Genomic DNA, 21,082 nt, shown 5'->3' on the forward strand with positions numbered 1-21,082 from the left:
CAGCTCCCCCGCTCAGAGCCTAGCACCTAGCCCTGCAACGCACTGAGGGTCAGGTCGAGGCATTTGCGTGCCTTTGTAACCAGCTCATCGATCTCCGCTTTGCTGATGACCAGCGGCGGCGCGATGATCATGGTGTCGCCCACAGCGCGCATGATCAGGCCGTTGTCGAAGCAGAACTGGCGGCAGATCATGCCGACGCCCTTGCCTTCGTAACGCTTGCGAGTGGCCTTGTCCTGCACCAGCTCGATTGCGCCCAGCAGACCGACCCCGCGAACTTCACCCACCAACGGGTGATCGTTCAGTTCCCGCAGACGTTTCTGCAAATACGGTGCCGTTTCGTTGTGCGCGTTCTCGATAATTTTTTCGTCGCGCAGAATGCGGATGTTTTCCAGACCGACCGCTGCCGCCACCGGGTGACCGGAGTAGGTGAAGCCGTGGTTGAAATCGCCGCCTTCGTTGAGCACTGCCACCACCGAGTCACGGACGATCAGGCCACCCATCGGGATATAGCCGGAGGTCAGGCCTTTGGCGATGGTCATCATGTCGGGCGCAAGGTCGTAGAAATCGCTACCGAACCACTCACCGGTACGGCCGAAACCGCAGATCACTTCGTCGGCGACGAAGAGAATGTCGTACTTGGCGAGGATTTCCTTGATGCGCGGCCAGTAGGTGTCTGGCGGAATGATCACGCCGCCGGCACCCTGAATCGGCTCGGCAATAAAGGCACCAACGTTATCCACGCCGACTTCGAGAATCTTCTCTTCCAGCTGATTGGCCGCCCAGATGCCGAACTCTTCCGGCGACATGTCGCCGCCTTCGGCAAACCAGTACGGCTGAGCGATGTGGACGATGCCCGGAATCGGCAAGTCGCCCTGTTCGTGCATATAAGTCATGCCACCGAGGCTCGCGCCGGCCACGGTCGAACCGTGATAACCGTTCTTGCGACTGATGATGACTTTCTTGTTCGGCTGGCCCTTGATCGCCCAGTAGTGGCGAACCATGCGCAGCATAGTGTCGTTGCCTTCGGAGCCGGAACCGGTGAAGAACACATGGTTCATGCCGTCTGGCGCAACGTCGGCGATGGCCTTGGCCAGTTCCAGTGCCGGCGGGTGCGCGGTCTGGAAGAACAGGTTGTAGTAAGGCAGTTCGCGCATCTGTTTGGCGGCAGCGTCAGCCAGTTCATCGCGACCGTAACCGATGGCCACACACCACAGACCCGCCATGCCGTCGAGGATCTTGTTGCCTTCGCTGTCCCACAGGTAAACGCCCTTGGCGTTAGTGATGATCCGCGGGCCTTTCTCTTTCAGCTGCTTGAAATCGCTGAACGGCGCCAGGTGGTGATCATTGCTGAGCGCTTGCCACTCGCGGGTTTGCGGGTTGTTGCTGGTCATGCCAATTCTCCTTGTTATCGGTGAAGGCGCGGCTTGTGAGGCCGCGCCCGGCGTATCAGACGGCGAAGAGCAGGTACTCACGCTCCCACGAACTGATCACGCGCTTGAAGTTTTCATGCTCGGCCCGCTTGACCGCGACGTAGCCTGTGATGAAAGTCTTGCCGAGGTATTTCTCGACGGTGGTGCTGTTTTCCATACGCTCCAGTGCGTCTTCGATGGTCAACGGCAGGCGCAGGTTGCGGCGCTCGTAACCACGGCCAACCACAGGTGCGCTCGGGTTGAGGCCCTCGACCATGCCGATGTAACCGCAGAGCAGGCTCGCGGCAATCGCCAGGTAAGGGTTGGCGTCGGCGCCCGGCAGGCGGTTTTCCACCCGACGGTTCTGCGGGCCGGCATCCGGTACGCGCAGGCCCACGGTGCGGTTTTCTTCGCCCCACTCCACGTTCACCGGCGCCGAGGTGTCTGGCAGGAAGCGGCGGAACGAGTTGACGTTCGGGGCGAACAACGGCAACAGCTCAGGGATCAGTTTCTGCAAACCGCCGATGTGGTGCAGGAACAGCTGGCTCATGGTCCCGTCTTCATTGGAGAAGACGTTCTTGCCGGTTTCGATATCGATGATGCTCTGGTGCAAGTGCATGGCACTGCCCGGCTCGCCGGTCATCGGCTTGGCCATAAAGGTCGCGGCCACGTCGTGCTTCAGCGCGGCTTCACGCATGGTGCGCTTGAACACCAGGATCTGGTCGGCCAGCGACAGGGCGTCACCGTGACGGAAGTTGATTTCCATCTGCGCCGTGCCGTCTTCGTGGATCAGCGTGTCGAGGTCCAGCTCCTGCAATTCGCACCAGTCGTAGACGTCTTCGAACAGCGGGTCGAATTCGTTCGCCGCTTCGATAGAGAACGACTGACGACCGATTTCCGGACGGCCCGAGCGGCCGATTGGCGGCTGCAACGGATAGTCGGGATCGTCACTGCGCTTGGTCAGATAGAACTCCATCTCTGGCGCCACGATCGGCTGCCAGCCCTTGTCGGCATAGAGCTTGAGGACTTTCTTGAGGACGTTGCGCGGCGACAGCTCGATCGGGTTGCCTTGCTTGTCGTAGGTGTCGTGGATCACCTGCGCGGTCGGCTCGATGGCCCACGGCACCATGTACACAGCGTTCTGGTCGGGGCGGCAGATCATGTCGATGTCGGCCGGGTCGAGCAGCTCGTAATAGATGTCGTCTTCGACATAGTCGCCGGTCACGGTCTGCAACAGCACGCTCTCTGGCAGGCGCATGCCTTTTTCGGCGATGAACTTGTTGGTCGGCGAAATCTTGCCCCGGGTGATACCGGTCAAGTCGGCGATCATGCATTCGACTTCTGTGATCTTGTGGTCTTTCAACCAATCGGTGAGCTGGTCGAGGTTGTTACTCATAAATGCCTCTGGGCTGAGTCTCCTGACGCAATGTCAGGCAAAGTTTGACGCTTGCGCGTCGCGTTGAAGGGGGCTTGCTTGTGCGCAGTGCGGGCTTACGCCAGGCACCGCGCATAGACAATGAAAGAGAAGCTTACCTGCCCTTTACGCTGGCGTTGCATTTGCTGTGCACACTCGATATTTCCAATGCGTGCAGAATCATGAGCACGGCTCGGTGAGCGGTTCAGGTTTTGGGATCGAAAGAGATCTATATTGGAAGGGAACGCCATAAACAGAATGCTTTGCCATACGTCCAGAATATCGGACGCTGCCGTTCTGGCTGCCGCTGACGAGAATGTCGTCGACAGGCTGCGCGCCATGCTGGCTGCGCTACGGACGGATTTGTCGCCACTGATGTGATAAGCATGCAGACCGGACTGTTGCGAGCAGTCGGTGATGCCGATTAACGGCAGGCGAGACATGAAGCACCCCGGTATTATTGCTGTTATGGGTTTGATCGGAGCTTAGCCTTGTTCATTTTTTTACACAACACCCCCGTAAAAAATACAACACGGCCTGCTCAAGCCTGCGGGTGGCAAGCGTCTCAATGACTGAAAAGCGCCTCAAAGTGCCCCATAAATGCCCTCGCGGCGCTTTTTTAGGGCAAAAAAGGCCTCGCTTGACTTCGGCAGGCCGTTCGGGTTGACTGAAACCAGAAAAGATCAATGATTGATATTTTTAACAACAAAGGTGTTGCATCATGTCGGTACCCCCGCGTGCCGTTCAGCTTAACGAAGCGAACGCGTTCCTTAAGGAACATCCTGAGGTTCTGTACGTTGACCTTCTGATTGCGGATATGAATGGTGTGGTGCGCGGCAAGCGCATCGAACGCACCAGCCTCCACAAGGTTTACGAGAAAGGCATCAACCTGCCGGCCTCTCTATTTGCTCTGGATATCAATGGTTCAACGGTGGAAAGCACCGGCCTGGGCCTGGACATCGGCGACGCCGATCGTATCTGCTATCCAATCCCCGATACCCTGTGCAACGAGCCATGGCAGAAGCGCCCTACCGCGCAACTGTTGATGACCATGCACGAACTCGAAGGCGACCCTTTCTTCGCTGATCCACGCGAAGTGCTCCGTCAAGTTGTTGCAAAGTTTGACGAGCTGGGTTTGACCATCTGCGCCGCATTCGAACTCGAGTTCTACCTGATCGACCAGGAAAACGTGAACGGCCGTCCGCAGCCGCCACGCTCGCCGATCTCCGGTAAACGTCCGCACTCGACGCAGGTCTACCTGATCGACGACCTCGACGAATACGTCGACTGCCTCCAGGACATTCTGGAAGGTGCCAAAGAGCAAGGCATCCCGGCCGACGCCATCGTCAAGGAAAGTGCCCCGGCGCAGTTCGAAGTGAACCTGCACCACGTCGCCGACCCGATCAAGGCGTGCGACTACGCGGTATTGCTCAAGCGTCTGATCAAGAACATCGCCTACGACCATGAAATGGACACCACCTTCATGGCCAAGCCGTACCCGGGCCAGGCAGGTAATGGTCTGCACGTACACATTTCGATTCTGGATAAAGAAGGCAAAAACATTTTTGCCAGCGAGGATCCCGAGCAGAACGCCGCGCTGCGTCACGCGATCGGCGGTGTGCTCGAGACCCTGCCCGCGCAGATGGCTTTCCTCTGCCCGAACGTCAACTCCTACCGTCGTTTCGGCGCCCAGTTCTACGTGCCGAACTCGCCGTGCTGGGGCCTGGACAACCGCACCGTGGCGATTCGCGTACCGACCGGTTCTTCCGATGCCGTGCGTATCGAGCATCGTGTAGCCGGTGCCGATGCCAACCCGTATCTGTTGATGGCTTCTGTTCTTGCAGGCGTGCACCACGGCCTGACCAACAAGATCGAGCCGGGCGCGCCCGTCGAAGGCAACAGCTACGAGCAGAACGAGCAGAGCCTGCCGAACAACTTGCGCGATGCCTTGCGTGAGCTGGACGACAGCGAGGTGATGGCCAAGTACATCGATCCGAAATACATCGATATCTTCGTCGCCTGTAAGGAAAGCGAGCTGGAGGAGTTCGAACACTCCATCTCCGACCTTGAGTACAACTGGTACCTGCATACCGTTTAAGCGGATGTAGCTGCAAAAAAAACGCCGTCGGCTGATTCAGCCAGCGGCGTTTTTTTATGGCCGAACACAAAACCTGTGGTGAGGGGATTTAGCGAAACGTCGCACCGCCCCGTTGGGTTGCGAAGCAGCCCCAAACCCATCCCACTCGGTGTGTCAGGAATAACCGGTTCTCAGGGTTTACGACTGCTGCGCAGCCGAACGGGGCGGTGTGACGTTTCGCTAAATCCCCTCGCCACAGGGTACTGGCAGACAACATCGAACCCGGCTCGTACAATGCCCGCTGCCCCGCAGGAGACTTTCATGACGCGTCCCGCCCCCGTTCGCAAACCCCGTGCCCGCAGCCAGGCGCGGATCGATTCGATACTCGACGCAGCGCGTACATTGCTGGCCGCCGAGGGTGTGGCCAGCCTGTCGATCTACAGCGTCGCCGAGCGCGCGCAGATCCCGCCCTCCTCCGTGTACCACTTCTTCGCCAGCGTGCCGGCATTGCTCGAAGCGCTGACCGCCGATGTGCACGCAGCCTTCCGCGCCTGCCTGCAAGCGCCGATCGATCATGAAAGCTTGCGTGACTGGCGGGATCTGTCGCGTCTGGTGGAACAGCGCATGCTGGAAATCTACGACGAAGACGCCGCCGCGCGCCAGTTGATCCTCGCTCAGCACGGGCTCACCGAAGTGACGCAAGCCGACCGCCAGCACGACATCGAACTCGGCGACCTCATGCACAAATTGTTCGACCATCATTTCGAACTGCCAAGGCTGCCGACCGATGTCGATGTGTTTGCCTTGGCGATGGAGTTGGGCGACCGCGTCTACGCACGCTCGGTGCAGCAACACGGTCAGATCACCCCGCGCATGGCCGAGGAAGGCATGCGCGTATTCGATGCCTACATCGGCCTGTATCTGCCGCCCTACCTGCCCAAGCGCGCCATCACCGACTGATGATTCAGATCGCCCGCAGCAGGATTTTATCGATGGAGTGATCGGCCGATTTGTTGAGGATCAGACTCGCCCGGTCACGGGTTGGCAGGATGTTTTCAACAAGGTTCTTCAGATTGACCCGATCCCACGTCGCCGAGGCCATGGCCAGCGCCTCATCGTCCGACAGCGATTTGTACTTGTTGAAGTACGACTCGCCAGACTGGAAAGCGGTGTTCTTCAAATAGACGAAACGCTCAAGGTACCAGCGCTTGATGTCCTCTGGTGCCGCGTCGACATAAATGGAAAAGTCGACGAAATCGAGGACGTTGAGGCTGTCGAGTTTGTCCTCCTGCAGGACATTCAGGCCTTCCAGAACGATGATATCCGGCGCCTGCACGGTCTGCGTCTCGTCGACCAGAATGTCGTAGCGAACGTGCGAATACACCGGGATCTGTACTGGCGCTCCTTCGTTGCGCACGGTGTGCAAGAAGTCGAGAAGGCGCGCCCGATCGTACGACTCGGGGAATCCTTTGCGGTGCAGAATATTGTTCTGCTCAAGCGTCGCCAGCGGAAACAGAAAGGAGTCGGTGGTCACCAACTGCACATTCGGCGAGCCCGGCCAGGACGCCAGAAGTGCCGACAATACTCGGGCAAAGCTGCTTTTACCCACCGCGACACTGCCGGAGATACCGATAACGTACGGTGGCTTGCGGGCCGGTTCGCCAAGAAACTCACTTTGCACCAGACCTGCCGATTGCGCTGACTCTGCGTACAGATTCAACAGGCGCGACAGCGGCAGAAGGATTTTTTCCACCTCCTCGCGGGTGATGGGCTGCGTGGGGCTGATCAGCGCATTCATTTGCGTGGCCGAAAGGCTCTGCGCCGCCTCTTCCCGCAAGGCAGACCATTGCTCGCGAGTAAATTCCCGGTACTCGCGGTGAGCGGGCGAATGCCCTGCGGCATCCTGCTTCGTGGTCATAATCTTCCTGTATGTGCCTTGGCAAAAGCCGGAACATAGCAGATATGCTCAGGGCCTCCAAACCACGCCCGTCAGCCTCGATCTCATTTGCCAGACCCAGACAAAAAAAACCCCGGAGGGCTCAAGCCGTCCGGGGCGTGTGTTGCGCATCGATTACAACTTGGCGATCGACACCTCGGTGGATTTCACAAAAGCGATCACTTCACTGCCCACCACCAGTTCCAGTTCCTTGACCGAACGGGTGGTGATCACCGAAGTGACGATGCCGGAGGCGGTTTGCACGTCGATTTCCGACAGCACGTCGCCGAGGACGATTTCCTTGATTGAGCCTTTGAACTGGTTGCGGACGTTGATGGCTTTGATAGTCATGATATTTCTCCTGAGGTCGAAATAAGCGGCAAGTGGCAAGCTTCAAGCGGCAAGCAAACGCACAGCGCTTCTACTTGTGGCTTGTAGCTTGAAACTCGCAGCTGCTTCATTGAGCCCAACGCAGTTGCGTAGGCAGTGGTGAAACGGGTTCCGGCTCCGGCGGTTCGCCGGGCAGGGAGAGAACACGGTTAAGCACTTCGGTTTCCAGCGCTGCCAATCGGTGCGAGCCACGCACTCGCGGCCGCGGCAGTTCCACATGCAGATCGAGGCCGACTTCGCCGTCCTCGATCAGAATCACGCGGTCGGCAATCGCCACCGCTTCGCTGACGTCGTGGGTCACCAGCAATACGGTAAAGCCGTGCTGCTGCCAGAGACGTTCGATCAGTTGCTGCATTTCAATGCGGGTCAGCGCGTCCAGTGCGCCGAGCGGCTCGTCGAGCAACAGCAGCCGCGGCTGATGAATCAGCGCCCGAGCCAGCGCAACACGCTGCTTCTGCCCGCCGGACAAGGCGGCTGGCCATTCGTTGGCGCGATCCGCCAGACCGACAGCTTCCAGCGCATCGAGCGCTTTCGGCCGCCAGTCGCCTTTGAGGCCGAGGCCGACGTTGTCGATGATCTTTTTCCACGGCAACAAGCGTGCTTCCTGGAACATCAGCCGGGTGTCTTCCCGCGCATCGCTGAGCGGTGCTGCGCCGGCCAGCAAGTCGCCGCCAGTCGGTTGATCGAGGCCGGCGAGCAAGCGCAGCAAAGTGCTTTTGCCGCAGCCACTGCGCCCGACTACGGCGACGAATTGCCCCGCCGGAATGTGCAGATCGATGTCGCGCAGCACTTGCCGTGCGCCGAAGGTTTTCTGCAGGTTGCGCACTGCCAGCGGAATCCCGCGCAGCAGGCGTGGAGGTTGTTGAGCGGTCATGCCGCACCTCCCTTGGCAACCTGATAAGCCGGATGCCAGCGTAACCACACACGTTCAAGTCCACGGGCCGCGAGGTCGGCGAGTTTGCCGAGCACCGCGTAAAGCAGGATCGCCAGCACCACCACGTCGGTCTGCAAAAACTCGCGGGCGTTCATCGCCAGATAGCCGATGCCGGAACTGGCCGAAATGGTTTCGGCGACGATCAGCGTCAGCCACATAAAGCCCAGAGCGAAGCGCACGCCGACCAGAATCGAAGGCAGCGCGCCCGGCAGAATCACCTGCCAGAACAGGCTGAAACCGGAAAGGCCATAACTGCGTGCCATCTCCACCAGCGCCGGATCGACGTTGCGGATGCCGTGATACGTGTTGAGGTAGATCGGGAACAACGTGCCCAACGCCACCAGGAAAATCTTTGCCGACTCGTCGATGCCGAACCACAGGATCACCAGCGGAATCAGCGCCAGGTGCGGCACGTTGCGGATCATCTGCACCGAACTGTCGAGGAGGCGTTCGCCCCATTTCGACAAGCCGGTGATGAAACCCAGCACCAGACCGATGCTGCCGCCGATGGTGAAGCCGAGGGCCGCGCGCCAGCCGCTGATCGCCAGGTGCGTCCAGATTTCGCCGCTGCGCACCAGACTGACGCCTGCCTCGATCACCGCCACCGGTGCCGGCAGAATCCGCGTCGACAACCAACCGGCCGACACGGACAACTGCCACACCGCCAGCAACAACACCGGCAACGCCCAGGGCGCAAGGCTGTGGATGATTTTCTTCATGGCGCGCCTCAGCTCTGCGACGCGGCTTTGGGAAGAATGTCGTTGGCGACCATCTCGCCGAACGGGCTGACGTAACCGGCGCTTTTCGGCAGTTCCGGACGCTCGATGTCGAGGTGCGGGAACAACAGTTCAGCGACGCGATACGACTCTTCGAGGTGTGGATAACCGGAGAAGATGAAGGTGTCGATGCCCAGGTCTGCGTATTCCTTCACGCGAGCCGCCACGGTTGGACCATCGCCGACCAGCGCTGTACCGGCACCGCCGCGCACCAGGCCAACACCGGCCCACAGATTCGGACTGACTTCGAGGTTGTCGCGGCTGCCACCGTGCAGTGCCGCCATGCGCTGCTGGCCGACCGAATCAAAGCGCGCCAGCGAGGCTTGAGCACGAGCGATGGTCTCGTCGTCGAGGTGCGAGATCAGCCGATCTGCGGCTTGCCACGCTTCGGCGTTGGTTTCACGGACGATCACATGCAGACGAATGCCGAAGCGTACGGTGCGGCCGAGCTTGGCAGCTTTGGCGCGAACCTGTGCGATCTTCTCGGCAACCGCTGCAGGCGGCTCGCCCCAGGTCAGGACCATTTCCACTTGTTCGGCGGCCAAGTCCTGCGCCGCTTCCGACGAGCCGCCGAAGTACAGCGGCGGACGCGGTTGCTGGATCGGCGGATAGAGCAATTTGGCGCCCTTCACGCTGATGTGCTGGCCGTCGTAGTCAACGGTTTCGCCTTCCAGCACACGACGCCAGATACGCGTGAATTCCACCGAGGCCTGATAGCGCTCTTCGTGGCTGAGAAACAGTCCGTCGCCGGCCAATTCTTCCGGGTCACCGCCAGTCACCAGATTGAACAGCGCACGACCACCGGACAGGCGATCCAGTGTCGCGGCCTGGCGCGCTGCTACTGTCGGGGAAATGATCCCGGGACGCAGGGCGACGAGGAATTTCAGACGCTGGGTCACCGGGATCAGCGACGCCGCCACCAGCCACGAGTCTTCGCAGGAGCGGCCGGTAGGAATCAGCACACCGCCGAAGCCCAGACGATCCGCCGCTTGCGCGACCTGTTGCAGATAACCGTGGTCGACGGCGCGAGCGCCTTCGGCGGTGCCAAGGTAATGGCCGTCACCGTGGGTAGGCAGGAACCAGAAGATATTGAGGCTCATGGAGTGGTCTCCTTGGGGATTCGAATTACTGGGCTTGGGTGGCCGAGCTTTGGGCCACAGCGGCCGGTGGTGTCCAGATCACATCCTTGATGCTCAGCGGCTTGGGAATCAGCTTGAGCTGGAAGAACGTGTCAGCGATTTTCTGTTGCGCGGCGACCACTTCCGGGGTCAGGAACAGCGCGCCGTAGCCCTGGCGTTTCACCGAAGTCAGGGTGATGTCTGCCGGCAGGCCGAGCAGTGGCGCGACCTGCTCGGTGACCTCTTGAGGGTTGGCTTTCGACCACTCGCCGACGGCGCGCACTTCCTCGACGAGGGCCTTGATCACCTCGGGATTTTTCTGTGCGTAAGGCTTGGTCGCGAGATAGAACTGGTGGTTGTCGACGATGCCTCTACCGTCGCGCAGGGTGTGCGCTTGCAGTTGTTTCTCGGCGGCGGCCTGGTACGGATCCCAGATAACCCAGGCGTCGACGCTGCCACGCTCGAACGCGGCGCGGGCATCGGCCGGCGGCAGGAAGACGGTTTGAATGTCGGTGTATTTGAGGCCGGCGTCTTCCAGTGCACGTACCAGCAGGTAGTGAACGTTGGAGCCTTTGTTCAGCACGACTTTCTTGCCTTTGAGATCGGCCACCGATTTGATCGGCGAGTCTTTCGGCACGAGGATCGCTTCGCTGTTCGGCGCCGGCGGCTCGTAGGCGACGTAGAGCAAATCAGCGCCGGCAGCCTGGGCAAACACGGGCGGGGTTTCGCCGGTCACGCCGAAATCGATCGAACCGACGTTGAGGCCTTCGAGCAATTGCGGGCCGCCGGGGAACTCAGTCCATTGCACGTCGACGCCTTGGGCGGCCAGACGTTTTTCCAGGGTGCCCTTGGCTTTGAGCAGCACCAGCGTGCCGTATTTCTGATAACCGATCCGCAATGTCTCGGCTTGAGCTTGAGTGATGGCGCCGAAGGTGACAGCCGCAGCAAACAGAGCGACCAGACCACGACGCAAAAATACAGTGCGCATAGCGCTCTCCTTTTTGCTGTTGGGTTTTGGCTGCACCTGCTTGCCCGTTGGCGGGCGAGTAAGGCGAGTACTTCAAATTTCGGTGAGGCTTAAATGCTCCAGCGAGCACTCAACAAACGTTCGTTCAACAGGCCCGGTTCCAGCGGTTTCGGCCGGCGCGCCATGGCGCCGACAAACTGGTCGAGCGCTTCATGCAGACGCTGCTCCAGCGCCGGTGCCAGTTGCGCCTGAGCACTGCCTTCGCCGTAAGCGATCTGGCTGTCCTCGGCGAAAATCCCCTGGAGCATTTCCTGGGCCTTCAATGCCGACAGCACGGGCTTGAGCGCGTAATCGACCACCAGCATGTGGGCGATGCTGCCGCCGGTGGCCATCGGCAGAACAATTTTGTGGTTCAGGGCGCGCTCGGGTAGCAGATCCAGCAGGGTCTTCAACGCACCGGAAAACGAAGCCTTGTACACCGGCGTGGCGATCAGCAGGCCGTCGGCGTTTTCGATCTGTTGCAGCAGGTCGAGCACCTTCGGGCTGTCGAAGCGGGCATGGAGCAAATCCTCGGCCGGGAAATCCCGTACCTGATAACTCACCACTTCCACGCCCTGCTGCTGCAACCAACGTTGCGAGCGCTCCAGCAGCACCCCGGAACGGGAGCGCAGGCTGGGACTGCCACCGAGTGAGACAACCAGCATTGAGACGATTCCTTAAGCGTTACAGGCGATTCGCGGGTTGCGATCTCGCTTCGATGGGAGTGACCTTACCAGCTGATTTATATATCCATAAATCATATTTATTCATTTGGTTATACGATTAAGAGATATACGAATCGCGTTTTTCCGGACGAAAAAAAGGCCGTCGAAACGGCCCGAAATCCCCTGCTTAGTGGTTCTGTAGTGACTGGACTAATGCCATCGCGAGCAGGCTCACTCCTACAGGGCAATGCATTTCAAATGTAGGAGTGAGCCTGCTCGCGATGGCGGTGGTGGCTACACCGAGAAACTTTACTTGTTCGGCTGCGGCGTCAGGCGCAGGTATGGCTTCACGGCGCGATAGCCCTTCGGAAAGCGCTTCTTGATCTCTTCCTCATCCTTGAGCGACGGCACAATCACCACCTCGTCACCGTCCTGCCAGTTGGCCGGCGTGGCCACTTTGTAGTTATCGGTGAGTTGCAGCGAATCGATCACCCGCAGAATCTCGTGGAAGTTGCGTCCGGTGCTCGCTGGATAAGTAATGGTCAGGCGAATCTTCTTGTTCGGATCAATCACGAACAGCGAACGCACGGTCAGCGTGTCGTTGGCATTGGGGTGGATCAGATCGTACAGATCCGAGACCTTGCGATCGGCGTCCGCCAGGATCGGGAAGTTGACGAGGGTGTTCTGGGTTTCGTTGATGTCTTCGATCCACTTGTGGTGCGAGTCCACCGGGTCGACCGACAGCGCGATGGCTTTGACGCCGCGCTTGCTGAACTCGTCCTTGAGCTTGGCGGTGAAGCCCAGTTCGGTGGTGCACACCGGGGTGAAGTCCGCCGGGTGGGAAAACAGCACGCCCCAGCTATCGCCCAGCCACTCGTGGAAACGAATCTTGCCGGCGCTGGAATCCTGTTCGAAGTCGGGGGCGATGTCGCCGAGTCTGAGGCTCATGGTGCTGCTCCTGATGAGTTGTTGGAGACCTCAACTGTAGCTTGGGATTTGGCGTCATGAAAAAGAATAAATAATGAGATATTTAGATCTCAAAGGAATATTAAACATCGTTCACTGGACGCTTGTCGGCATCCCGACGAACATCGGCCGCAAGGTTCGAGAAGGCCTTGAGTTGCTGTAAAGAGGGGAATTTCGGGGAGGGCTTACGGGGGTGAGTCTGACTCGAAAACGCAAAAGCCCCGTCCGGCGCGATGCCGGACGGGGCTTTTTTACATCAGGCTTTTTACATCAGCTGCAGGAGCGCGCTATTACAGCAGCGGGATCGAGTAGCTGACGATCAGGCGGTTTTCATCCTGGTCACGTTGACCTGGGATGTCGTTGCGCCAGGTAGCGTTTTTCCACATGAAGCCGAGGTTCTTCGCCGGGCCTTCTGGAATCACGTAACCGATAGTCAGGTCGCGTTCCCACTCGGAGCGGCCGTTGCCGTTCTCTGCGAATGGACGAGTACCGGAAACGGTGTCGATGTTGTCGCCACGCAGGTAAACCATACCGGCGGTCAGGCCTGGAAGGCCGACTTTGGCGAAGTCATACGAGTAGCGTGCTTGCCAGGTACGCTCGCCGGCACGGCCGAACTTCTGGATCTGCATGTCAGTGATGGTGCCGTTGGACGAACCGTCACCCTGGTTCAGCCAAGGGAAGTCGCTGCTACCGTTGGAAACCTGGTAGCCGCCACCGAAGGTGTGACCTGCAACGGTGTACAGGAACAAGCCGCTGTACAGGTTGTTGTCGACCTTGCCTTTACCGCTAGCCTGACCGGTGTAGTTACCGTTGCTGTAATAGGCCGGAGTGTTGGAGTTGGCACCATCATCCGAGCTGTTGAAGTAGCGCAGGTCGGACTTCAATACGCCCGGGCCGATTGCCCAGTTGTGAACCAGACCCAGGAAGTGCTGCTTGTAGAAGTCTTCCAGGTTGCCGTAGTAGTACTGGGCAGTCAGGTCTTTGGTGATCTTGTAGTCACCACCGGCGTAGATGAACTTGTTGCTGTTGGCGACGCGAGCGTTGGCACCGCCGATCGACAGCTGCTCTTCGTTGCTCGAGTTACGACCTTTCACGTGCTCGACTTGACCACCGACCAGAGTCAGGTCCTTGATCTCGCCGGAAGTGATCTGGCCACCCTGCCAGGTTTGTGGCAGCAGACGACCGTCGTTGGTGACGATGACCGGGTTCTTCGGCTGCAGAGTACCCAGCTTCAGTTCGGTCTGGGAGATCTTGGCCTTGGCAGTCAGACCCAGGCTCGAGAAGTTATCAACAGCTTCGCCGTTGGACTTGCTCGGGAACACAGTGCCGCCGTAGGAAGTCGAGGTAGCACCGTTGGTGCCGCCGCCCGAATCCAGCTTGACGCCCAGCAGGCCGATCGCGTCGATACCGAAGCCGACGGTGCCTTGGGTGTAACCGGAGATGAAGCGCAGATCGAAGCCTTGGCCCCATTCTTCGTTCTTGCTCTGCACGCCCGAAGCGGTTTTGGCAGCGCTGTCGCGGTTGTCGGTGTTGATGTAGAAGTTACGCAGGCCCAAGGTGGCCTTGCTGTCTTCGATGAAACCGGCGGCGCCTGCCTGCTGCGCCATAACCCCTACGGCCACAGCCAGGGCCAAGGTGGACTTGTTCATGTAAAGCTCCTCTCGTTTCTAATTTTTGTGTTTCTGGCCCTGGGTCTGTTGCCCTGGATCCGAGATGCGCGATTAGCGCCAGTTCGTGACTGACAAGTCAATCGTAACCTTGTGTGTCTACGACCAAGGTCTAATCGCAGTGATTTGGTCCGTGCAGAGTAAAGATTTCCTGATAAACCCAAAAAGAATTTATTCATTCTTTTTCATATCATTTCGGAATATGGCCATTGTTTGGCCAGCTTCGCCGGATTACAGCGTATCGGCGACTAAGCTCATTCCTAAATGGTATTTGTTAGCCTTTTTTTATATCGATTAGCTTTGGCGTAACCCCGAATCGTCAAACCCTATCGAAAAGGCGACGCCATGATGGCCAAACGCGCACTATCTAGTCAATTTGTTACAGTTTGTGTATCAGCACTTATTTCTTTTTCTGCCCACGCCGCCAACCTCACGGTCGGTTATCAAACCGGCATTGACCCAAGCAAAGTCCCGCAGGCCGATGGCGTCTATGAGAAAACCATCGGCGAGAAAATCGACTGGCGCCGCTTCAATAGTGGCCCGGAAGTTGTGACAGCCATTGCATCCGGTGACGTACAGATCGGCAACCTCGGCTCCAGTCCGCTGGCGGCCGCCGCTTCGCGCAATCTGCCGATCGTCGCGTTCATTGTCTCGGCGCAGATTAATGCCGCCGAAGCACTGGTCGTGCGCAACGGCAGCGGTATCAATACACCGCAGGACCTGGTCGGCAAGACCATCGCCACCCCCTTCGTTTCTACCTCCCACTACAGCCTGCTCGGTGCGCTCAAGCACTGGGGCCTGGACACCTCGAAAGTCAAAGTGGTGAACCTGCAACCCGCGGAAATCGCCGCTGCGTGGAAGCGCGGTGATATTGATGGGGCATTTGTCTGGTCGCCGGCTCTGGGCGAAATCCGCAAGACCGGCAAGACCCTTACGGACGCTGCGCAGGTCGGTCAGTGGGGTGCGCCCACCTTTGAAGTCTGGGTCGCCCGTAAAGACTTCGCCGAGAAGCATCCTGACGTTGTAGCCAAATTTGCCAAGGTCACTCTAGACGCGTTTGCCGATTACGCCAGCCATAAAGACAGCTGGACGGCAGACTCCGAGCCTGTGCAGAAAATCGCCAAACTGACCGGTGCCAATGCCGCCGACGTGCCGGAATTGCTCGCAGGCTCAGCGTTCCCGGATGCCAAGGCACAGCAGACCACGGCGCTGCTGGACGGCGGCACGGCGAAAGCAATTGGGGAGACGGCGAAGTTTTTGAAGGAACAGGGCAAGGTTGAAACGGTGCTGCCGGATTACTCGCCGTACGTCAGCGCGAAATTTGTAGCGCAATAAAAGCTTCGCGAGCAGGCTCGCTCCCACATGGATTCATTGACCAAATGTGGGAGCGAGCCTGCTCGCGAATGGAACAACTCGGTCAGAGGGTCTTTTCGAAGATTTTCGAGTTGCGCTGATAGTTGTACAACGACGCCCGCGCCGCCGGCATACGCTCGACGCTGCTCGGCTCGAATCCACGTTCGCGGAACCAGTGCGCAGTGCGGGTGGTGAGGACGAATAGCGTCTTCAAGCCCTGCGCGCGGGCGCGGGTCTCGATGCGTTCCAGCAGTTCATCACCGCGACCGCCATGGCGATACTCCGGATTCACCGCCAGGCACGCCAGCTCACCGGCATCCGAATCGGCAATCTGGTACAGCGCCGCACAGGCGATGATCATGCCTTCGCGCTCGACCACGCTGAACTGCTCGATCTCGCGCTCCAGCACTTCGCGCGAACGCCGTACCAGAATCCCCTGCTCTTCCAGCGGGCTGATCAAGTCGAGCAAGCCGCCGACATCTTCAATCGCCGCCTCGCGTACCAGTTCGAATTGCTCTTGTGCCACCAGCGTACCGCCACCGTCACGGGTGAACAGCTCGGTCAGCAGCGCGCCGTCTTCGGCGTAGCTGACGATGTGGCTGCGCGCCACACCGCCACGGCAGGCTTCAGCCGCTGCATCCAGCAACTCCGCCTGATAGTTGCTGCTGCCCAGACGCTGCAAATGCGCCGGCACTTGTTGCGGACGCAATTCACGCACCAGTTTGCCGTTCTCGTCGATCAGACCGAGGTCGGCGCCGAACAGCAGCAGCTTGTCGGCACCCAGGTCGATAGCGGCGCGGGTGGCGACGTCTTCGCAAGCGAGGTTGAAGATTTCCCCGGTCGGCGAGTAGCCCAGCGGCGACAGCAAAACGATCGAACGCTCATCGAGCAGACGATTGATGCCTTTGCGGTCGACCCGGCGTACTTCGCCGGTGTGATGATAATCAACGCCTTCGAGCACGCCGATCGGCCGCGCGGTGACAAGGTTGCCGCTGGCCACGCGCAGGCGCGAGCCCTGCATCGGCGACGAGGCCATGTCCATCGACAGCCGCGCTTCAATGGCGATACGCAATTGGCCGACCGCGTCGATCACACACTCCAGCGTTGCCGCATCGGTGATGCGCATACCGTGATGGTAATGCGGGGTCAGGCCGCGAGCGGCGAGGCGGGTTTCAATCTGCGGGCGCGAACCGTGCACCAGCACCAGGCGCACGCCGAGGCTGTGCAGCAAGACGAGGTCGTGGACGATGTTGCCGAAATTCGGATGCTCCACGCCGTCGCCGGGCAGCATGACGACGAAGGTGCAATCGCGGTGGGCATTGATGTAAGGGGACGCGTGACGAAGCCAATTAACGTATTCGGGCATGAACCTGGGCCTGTAATAAATAGCAGCCGAAAAAAGGGCGAAACGAAAAACGCACAGCGGGCTGATGGTTATCGTCGGAACAGGCTTGGCGACACGCGCGCTCTCCTCATGAATACGGGTTGGAATGCTGGCAATTTACAGCGTTTGATCGGATAAGCCACATACCCCCTGTGGGAGCGAGCCTGCTCGCGAAAGCGGTGTATCAGTCGACATTTAGGCATCTGAAATGACGCTTTCGCGAGCAGGCTCGCTCCCACAGGGGGACATCATGTTTTGTCCGGGCTCAGGCAGTAATGTTCAATCAGTTGCCGTAATAGATGCACGGTAGGCTGCAAACGTGACATTTCAAGGTACTCGCCGGGCTGGTGCGCACAGGCAATGTCGCCGGGGCCGAGCACAATGGTTTCGCAGCCAAGGCGCTGAAGATAAGGCGCTTCAGTGCCGAACGCTACCGCTTCAGCCATGTGGCCGGTGAGTTTTTCCGCTATCCGTACCAGTTCGGCGTCTTTGGACTGCTCGAACGGTGGCACTTCCGGGAACAACGGTTTGTAATCGATCTTCACCTGATGCCGTTCGGCCACCGGGTTGAGCTTGCGCAGGATTTCCGCGCGGAGGACTTTCGGGTCCATGCCCGGCAATGGCCGCAGGTCGAACTCCAGCGAACACTGACCGCAGATGCGGTTGGGGTTGTCGCCGCCATGGATGCAACCGAAGTTCATCGTCGGTTGCGGCACGCTGAATTGCGGGTTGTTGAACTCACGCTGCCATAACAGGCGCAGACCGCGAAGTTCGCCAATGGCATCGTGCATGGCTTCGAGGGCGCTATGGCCCAAGCGCGGATCCGACGAATGGCCGCTCTGCCCGAGGATGTCGATGCGCTCCATCATGATGCCTTTGTGCATGCGGATCGGCTTGAGCCCGGTCGGCTCGCCGATCACCGCCGCGCGACCCAACGGACGCCCGGCCTCGGCCAGCGCCCGGGCGCCGGACATCGAGCTTTCTTCATCGCACGTGGCAAGAATCAGCAGCGGTTGCTTGAACGGCTGATCGAGCAGCGGCAACACAGCCTCGATGATCAGGGCGAAAAAACCCTTCATGTCACAACTGCCCAGCCCGACCCAGCGCCCATCGACCTCGGTGAGTTTCAGCGGATCGGTCTGCCATAACGCATCGTCGTACGGCACCGTGTCGCTGTGCCCGGCCAGCACCAGCCCGCCGGGGCCGCTGCCAAAGCTGGCGAGCAGGTTGAATTTGCCGGGGCTGACCTGCTGGATGTCGCAACTGAAGCCCAGATCGCCGAGCCAGCCTGCGAGCAAATCGATCACCGCCCGGTTGGACTGATCCAGGCTCGGTTGGGTACAGCTGACCGACGGCGCGGCAATCAGCGCGGCGAACTGGTCTTGCATGGACGGCAAAGGCATCGCTGACTCCCACTCCCGATTTGAAGTCCATCATAGAGCCATCCGGCGTCAGGAATAAACCGCCGCAGGGCGTAGGACGAATCAGTCCTGTACACTGCACGGCCTTGGCAGCCACACATTCCCCCGGCTGCGCTCCCGATCCTGGATTTTCCGGCCATGCAGAAAGAAACCGAAATCAAACTCCGCGTCAGCCGCGAAACCCTCGCCGCTCTGCGCGAGCACCCGTTACTGAAAAAACGCAACAAAAGTGGCTGGGAACGCCGTGAGTTGATGAATCAGTACTTCGACACGCCCGAGCGCGATCTGGCCCAGGCCAAAGTTGCCCTGCGCCTGCGCAAGGATGGCGACGAGGTGATTCAGACCCTCAAGACCCGTGGCCAGAGCGTCGCCGGGCTGTCCGAACGTAATGAGTACGACTGGAAGTTGTCGAAAGCCAAGCTCGACGTAAAGAAACTCGACGGCGAATGCTGGCCCGAGTCGCTGGCCGAGCTGGACAAGAAAACCCTCAAGCCGATCTTCACCACCGATTTCGTTCGCGAGCGCGCCGAAATCGCCTGGGGCCGTGGCAAGACCAAAGTGGTCATCGAAGCAGCGCTGGACCTGGGTCATGTAGTGGTCGGCAAACAGAAAGAAGAAATCTGCGAGCTGGAACTGGAACTGCGCGAGGGCGAGCCTGCCGCGCTGCTGGAGCTGGCCGCTGAACTGGCCGAAACCCTGGCGCTGATGCCGTGCGACATCAGCAAGGCTGAGCGCGGCTATCGTCTGTACGACGCCAACAGCTACTCGCTGAGCCTGCCAGCGCCTGAGCTGACCCCGGAAACTCAACTCGACGACGCCTTCGCTGCGCTGAGCTGGCACTTGCTTGGCAGCAGCCAGCGTCTGGCTGAGCAATATCGTTTCAACGGCCACTGGCGCCTGTTGCTCGACTGGGTTGAAAACCTCGCGGAAATGCGCGCCCTGCTCAGCAGCCTCGGCCAGGCTGCACCGCGTCAGGCGACGCACGACCTGCGCGTGGCCCTCGATGCCTTGCTGGAAGACTGGCGCCCGCTGGTGCAGGCCGGTATCGAAGACGAAGACGTACGCAAAGCCGCGCCGGAGCAATTCCTCGAAGAACTCGAAGACCCGCGCTGGGGCCTGTTCTCGCTGACCACGTCGCGCTGGTTGCTGGCCCGCACATGGACCGCTGACCGTAACGTGCGGGGCAACCGTCAGGGTGGCGCGCAATTGCACAGCTGGTTGCCGCGCACATTGGGCGAAGAAGCGACTGCCCTGCAATTGCAGCGTTATCAGCAGCAGCCAGAAGATCTGGCTGAACAACTGCCGCGTATCGAGCGCATTCAGGTCTGGCTGCACCACGCGCGTAACGTGCTGGAGATCCCGGAAATGGATCGTCTGTACGGCGAGCTGAACAAGTTGGCACAGTTGGCCAACGAGCCAACGATCACTGACGAACTGCTCGATGCGCGCAAGCAGCAGGCGATTGCGGTTTACCAGAATCGCGCCTGGAAAATGCTGCTGCGCATGTAATTACCCTGTGGCGAGGGGATTTATCCCCGTTGGGGCGCGCAGCGGCCCTGCTTTTATTGAAGAGCTGGGGCTGCTTCGCAGCCCAACGGGGATAAATCCCCTCGCCACAAAGGCCAGCCGCACTAAACCGGGAGGCTGGTGGTGGACTTGATCTCCGACAGCGCCACAATCGAGTTCACTTCCTGTATCCCCGGCACCAGCGAGAGTTTCTCGAAGAAGAACCGCTCGTACGCCTCAATGTCCGCCGCGACAATGCGCAACAGAAAATCCACCGCGCCCATCAGCACATAACACTCCAGCACTTCCGGGAACCCGCGAATCGCCTCGGTGAACTCTGTGAAGTTCGAGCGCCCGTGCGCATTGAGTTTGATCTCGGCAAAGATTTGCGTATTCAGGCCAATCTTCTTGCGATCAAGCAAGGTCACTTGCCCGCGAATGATGCCCTCCTCCTTCATCCGCTGAATCCGCCGCCAGCAAGGCGATTGCGACAGGCCGACCTGTTCGGCGATCTGCGCGCTCGACAGCGAAGCGTCCTCTTGCAGCAGGGCGAGAATCCTGCGGTCGTAGCTGTCCAGTTCACTGTGCATAAAAAAACCTCTAATCAAACACCTTGCGAATCAATCCATTCGATCAACCGCCAATAACGCCGATCATAGCCAAGAAATACCCCGCATCGAATGTAAAAATTCCTCCAGTGATTTTGGAGACTTCTTATGCCGCATCTCGAAGCCGTGAACAGCGCGCCAACCCGCGCCGATGTCTGGAACGTCAGCAATGCCCACTGCCTGGCGCAGTATCAGATTCTTGCCGAGGCCGAGCCGGACTTGCTGGTGCGGGTGCTCAACCTGTTCGCGCTGCAGTTCCTCACGCCCGAACAGGTCAACGTGCAACGGCTGGACGATCTGCTGTCGATCGACTTGGTCATGGGCGGCTTGAGCTGGCACCGCGCGCAAGTGATCGCGGAAAAACTTCGTAACCTGATCAGCGTCTGCTCGGTGAATCTGCAAAATGCCGACAGCGCCTGGGCCGCGCCAGCGCAAGCGGCCGGCTGACAAAT

20 protein-coding genes are annotated in these 21,082 nt (G+C 59.5%); 5 read left to right on the top strand and 15 right to left on the bottom strand.

Annotated elements, in window-relative coordinates:
* Nucleotides 1-26 precede the first annotated feature (26 nt).
* The 3 genes from JFT81_RS22260 to JFT81_RS22270 form a co-directional block, all read right to left on the bottom strand.
* Nucleotides 27-1,391 (bottom strand): aspartate aminotransferase family protein, encoded by a 1,365-nt coding sequence (locus JFT81_RS22260; RefSeq protein ID WP_201229099.1) that lies wholly within the window; start codon nucleotides 1,389-1,391, stop codon nucleotides 27-29.
* A gap of 55 nt (nucleotides 1,392-1,446) precedes the next feature.
* A complete protein-coding gene (locus tag JFT81_RS22265; RefSeq protein WP_008085328.1) occupies nucleotides 1,447-2,805 on the bottom strand; it encodes a glutamine synthetase family protein in 1,359 nt (452 codons plus the stop codon).
* A gap of 95 nt (nucleotides 2,806-2,900) precedes the next feature.
* Complete coding sequence (locus tag JFT81_RS22270; RefSeq protein WP_201229100.1) at nucleotides 2,901-3,266, bottom strand: glutamine amidotransferase; 366 nt, start codon at nucleotides 3,264-3,266, stop codon at nucleotides 2,901-2,903.
* Between the two features lie 278 nt (nucleotides 3,267-3,544).
* Between JFT81_RS22270 and JFT81_RS22275 the strand changes: the two genes are divergently transcribed.
* The gene (locus tag JFT81_RS22275) at nucleotides 3,545-4,921 is read left to right on the top strand and encodes a glutamine synthetase family protein (RefSeq protein WP_007913842.1); all 1,377 of its coding nucleotides are present in this window, start codon (nucleotides 3,545-3,547) and stop codon (nucleotides 4,919-4,921) included.
* A gap of 300 nt (nucleotides 4,922-5,221) precedes the next feature.
* Complete coding sequence (locus JFT81_RS22280) at nucleotides 5,222-5,860, top strand: TetR/AcrR family transcriptional regulator (protein WP_201229102.1); 639 nt, start codon at nucleotides 5,222-5,224, stop codon at nucleotides 5,858-5,860.
* 4 nt (nucleotides 5,861-5,864) lie between these two features.
* Here the strand turns inward: JFT81_RS22280 and coaA are convergent, their stop codons facing one another.
* The 9 genes from coaA to JFT81_RS22325 form a co-directional block, all read right to left on the bottom strand.
* On the bottom strand, nucleotides 5,865-6,818 hold the full coding sequence (coaA, locus tag JFT81_RS22285) for a type I pantothenate kinase (RefSeq protein WP_201229104.1): 954 nt from the start codon (nucleotides 6,816-6,818) through the stop codon (nucleotides 5,865-5,867).
* A 153-nt stretch (nucleotides 6,819-6,971) separates the two neighbouring features.
* Nucleotides 6,972-7,187, bottom strand: a complete 216-nt coding sequence (locus JFT81_RS22290) for a TOBE domain-containing protein (RefSeq protein WP_003229256.1) — start codon at nucleotides 7,185-7,187, stop codon at nucleotides 6,972-6,974.
* Between the two features lie 106 nt (nucleotides 7,188-7,293).
* Nucleotides 7,294-8,100, bottom strand: a complete 807-nt coding sequence (gene ssuB / locus JFT81_RS22295) for an aliphatic sulfonates ABC transporter ATP-binding protein (RefSeq protein ID WP_201229105.1) — start codon at nucleotides 8,098-8,100, stop codon at nucleotides 7,294-7,296.
* The gene (gene ssuC / locus JFT81_RS22300; RefSeq protein ID WP_003229260.1) at nucleotides 8,097-8,879 is read right to left on the bottom strand and encodes an aliphatic sulfonate ABC transporter permease SsuC; all 783 of its coding nucleotides are present in this window, start codon (nucleotides 8,877-8,879) and stop codon (nucleotides 8,097-8,099) included. The genes ssuB and ssuC overlap by 4 nt, the downstream gene beginning before the upstream one ends.
* 8 nt (nucleotides 8,880-8,887) lie before the next feature.
* Nucleotides 8,888-10,036, bottom strand: a complete 1,149-nt coding sequence (ssuD, locus tag JFT81_RS22305) for an FMNH2-dependent alkanesulfonate monooxygenase (protein WP_141125856.1) — start codon at nucleotides 10,034-10,036, stop codon at nucleotides 8,888-8,890.
* 25 nt (nucleotides 10,037-10,061) lie between these two features.
* Nucleotides 10,062-11,042, bottom strand: a complete 981-nt coding sequence (locus JFT81_RS22310) for a sulfonate ABC transporter substrate-binding protein (RefSeq protein ID WP_201229107.1) — start codon at nucleotides 11,040-11,042, stop codon at nucleotides 10,062-10,064.
* A gap of 89 nt (nucleotides 11,043-11,131) precedes the next feature.
* Nucleotides 11,132-11,725, bottom strand: a complete 594-nt coding sequence (ssuE, locus tag JFT81_RS22315; protein ID WP_201229109.1) for an NADPH-dependent FMN reductase — start codon at nucleotides 11,723-11,725, stop codon at nucleotides 11,132-11,134.
* Between the two features lie 309 nt (nucleotides 11,726-12,034).
* Nucleotides 12,035-12,673 carry a peroxiredoxin gene (locus JFT81_RS22320; RefSeq protein WP_095186915.1) on the bottom strand — a complete coding sequence of 213 codons (639 nt, stop codon included), beginning with the start codon at nucleotides 12,671-12,673 and terminating at the stop codon, nucleotides 12,035-12,037.
* A 308-nt stretch (nucleotides 12,674-12,981) separates the two neighbouring features.
* Nucleotides 12,982-14,340 (bottom strand): OprD family porin, encoded by a 1,359-nt coding sequence (locus JFT81_RS22325; protein WP_201229111.1) that lies wholly within the window; start codon nucleotides 14,338-14,340, stop codon nucleotides 12,982-12,984.
* A gap of 366 nt (nucleotides 14,341-14,706) precedes the next feature.
* Here JFT81_RS22325 and tauA point away from each other — a divergent pair, with 366 nt between their 5' ends.
* Nucleotides 14,707-15,693 carry a taurine ABC transporter substrate-binding protein gene (gene tauA, locus JFT81_RS22330; protein ID WP_201230618.1) on the top strand — a complete coding sequence of 329 codons (987 nt, stop codon included), beginning with the start codon at nucleotides 14,707-14,709 and terminating at the stop codon, nucleotides 15,691-15,693.
* An 82-nt stretch (nucleotides 15,694-15,775) separates the two neighbouring features.
* Here tauA and argA read toward each other — a convergent pair whose 3' ends face one another.
* Both argA and argE read right to left on the bottom strand, forming a co-directional pair.
* Nucleotides 15,776-17,077, bottom strand: coding sequence for an amino-acid N-acetyltransferase (argA, locus tag JFT81_RS22335; protein WP_008085349.1), 1,302 nt, complete (start codon nucleotides 17,075-17,077; stop codon nucleotides 15,776-15,778).
* Nucleotides 17,078-17,343: 266 nt separating this feature from the next.
* The gene (gene argE, locus JFT81_RS22340; RefSeq protein WP_201229113.1) at nucleotides 17,344-18,498 is read right to left on the bottom strand and encodes an acetylornithine deacetylase; all 1,155 of its coding nucleotides are present in this window, start codon (nucleotides 18,496-18,498) and stop codon (nucleotides 17,344-17,346) included.
* 156 nt (nucleotides 18,499-18,654) lie between these two features.
* Here argE and JFT81_RS22345 point away from each other — a divergent pair, with 156 nt between their 5' ends.
* On the top strand, nucleotides 18,655-20,025 hold the full coding sequence (locus tag JFT81_RS22345; RefSeq protein ID WP_201229115.1) for a CYTH domain-containing protein: 1,371 nt from the start codon (nucleotides 18,655-18,657) through the stop codon (nucleotides 20,023-20,025).
* Nucleotides 20,026-20,147: 122 nt separating this feature from the next.
* Here JFT81_RS22345 and JFT81_RS22350 read toward each other — a convergent pair whose 3' ends face one another.
* Nucleotides 20,148-20,612: an Lrp/AsnC family transcriptional regulator gene (locus JFT81_RS22350; protein ID WP_027610503.1), complete on the bottom strand. Its 465-nt coding sequence runs from the start codon at nucleotides 20,610-20,612 to the stop codon at nucleotides 20,148-20,150.
* A gap of 126 nt (nucleotides 20,613-20,738) precedes the next feature.
* On the opposite strand from JFT81_RS22350, the gene JFT81_RS22355 reads away from it, so the two are divergent.
* The gene (locus JFT81_RS22355; protein WP_201229117.1) at nucleotides 20,739-21,077 is read left to right on the top strand and encodes a hypothetical protein; all 339 of its coding nucleotides are present in this window, start codon (nucleotides 20,739-20,741) and stop codon (nucleotides 21,075-21,077) included.
* Nucleotides 21,078-21,082 lie beyond the last annotated feature (5 nt).

The organism is Pseudomonas sp. TH43 (assembly GCF_016650635.1).
Classification (GTDB): Bacteria; Pseudomonadota; Gammaproteobacteria; order Pseudomonadales; family Pseudomonadaceae; genus Aquipseudomonas.

Bases quoted from the DNA above. Each gene is read 5' to 3' on its own strand.
- tauA (WP_201230618.1), top strand. From the start codon at position 14,707: ATGGCCAAACGCGCACTATCTAGTCAATTTGTTACAGTTTGTGTATCA.
- JFT81_RS22265 (WP_008085328.1), bottom strand. From the start codon at position 2,805: ATGAGTAACAACCTCGACCAGCTCACCGATTGGTTGAAAGACCACAAG.
- ssuC (WP_003229260.1), bottom strand. From the start codon at position 8,879: ATGAAGAAAATCATCCACAGCCTTGCGCCCTGGGCGTTGCCGGTGTTG.
- argE (WP_201229113.1), bottom strand. From the start codon at position 18,498: ATGCCTTTGCCGTCCATGCAAGACCAGTTCGCCGCGCTGATTGCCGCG.
- JFT81_RS22275 (WP_007913842.1), top strand. From the start codon at position 3,545: ATGTCGGTACCCCCGCGTGCCGTTCAGCTTAACGAAGCGAACGCGTTC.
- JFT81_RS22320 (WP_095186915.1), bottom strand. From the start codon at position 12,673: ATGAGCCTCAGACTCGGCGACATCGCCCCCGACTTCGAACAGGATTCC.
- JFT81_RS22270 (WP_201229100.1), bottom strand. From the start codon at position 3,266: ATGTCTCGCCTGCCGTTAATCGGCATCACCGACTGCTCGCAACAGTCC.
- JFT81_RS22350 (WP_027610503.1), bottom strand. From the start codon at position 20,612: ATGCACAGTGAACTGGACAGCTACGACCGCAGGATTCTCGCCCTGCTG.
- argA (WP_008085349.1), bottom strand. From the start codon at position 17,077: ATGCCCGAATACGTTAATTGGCTTCGTCACGCGTCCCCTTACATCAAT.
- JFT81_RS22260 (WP_201229099.1), bottom strand. From the start codon at position 1,391: ATGACCAGCAACAACCCGCAAACCCGCGAGTGGCAAGCGCTCAGCAAT.
- JFT81_RS22325 (WP_201229111.1), bottom strand. From the start codon at position 14,340: ATGAACAAGTCCACCTTGGCCCTGGCTGTGGCCGTAGGGGTTATGGCG.
- JFT81_RS22345 (WP_201229115.1), top strand. From the start codon at position 18,655: ATGCAGAAAGAAACCGAAATCAAACTCCGCGTCAGCCGCGAAACCCTC.
- ssuD (WP_141125856.1), bottom strand. From the start codon at position 10,036: ATGAGCCTCAATATCTTCTGGTTCCTGCCTACCCACGGTGACGGCCAT.
- JFT81_RS22280 (WP_201229102.1), top strand. From the start codon at position 5,222: ATGACGCGTCCCGCCCCCGTTCGCAAACCCCGTGCCCGCAGCCAGGCG.
- coaA (WP_201229104.1), bottom strand. From the start codon at position 6,818: ATGACCACGAAGCAGGATGCCGCAGGGCATTCGCCCGCTCACCGCGAG.
- ssuE (WP_201229109.1), bottom strand. From the start codon at position 11,725: ATGCTGGTTGTCTCACTCGGTGGCAGTCCCAGCCTGCGCTCCCGTTCC.
- JFT81_RS22310 (WP_201229107.1), bottom strand. From the start codon at position 11,042: ATGCGCACTGTATTTTTGCGTCGTGGTCTGGTCGCTCTGTTTGCTGCG.
- JFT81_RS22290 (WP_003229256.1), bottom strand. From the start codon at position 7,187: ATGACTATCAAAGCCATCAACGTCCGCAACCAGTTCAAAGGCTCAATC.
- ssuB (WP_201229105.1), bottom strand. From the start codon at position 8,100: ATGACCGCTCAACAACCTCCACGCCTGCTGCGCGGGATTCCGCTGGCA.
- JFT81_RS22355 (WP_201229117.1), top strand. From the start codon at position 20,739: ATGCCGCATCTCGAAGCCGTGAACAGCGCGCCAACCCGCGCCGATGTC.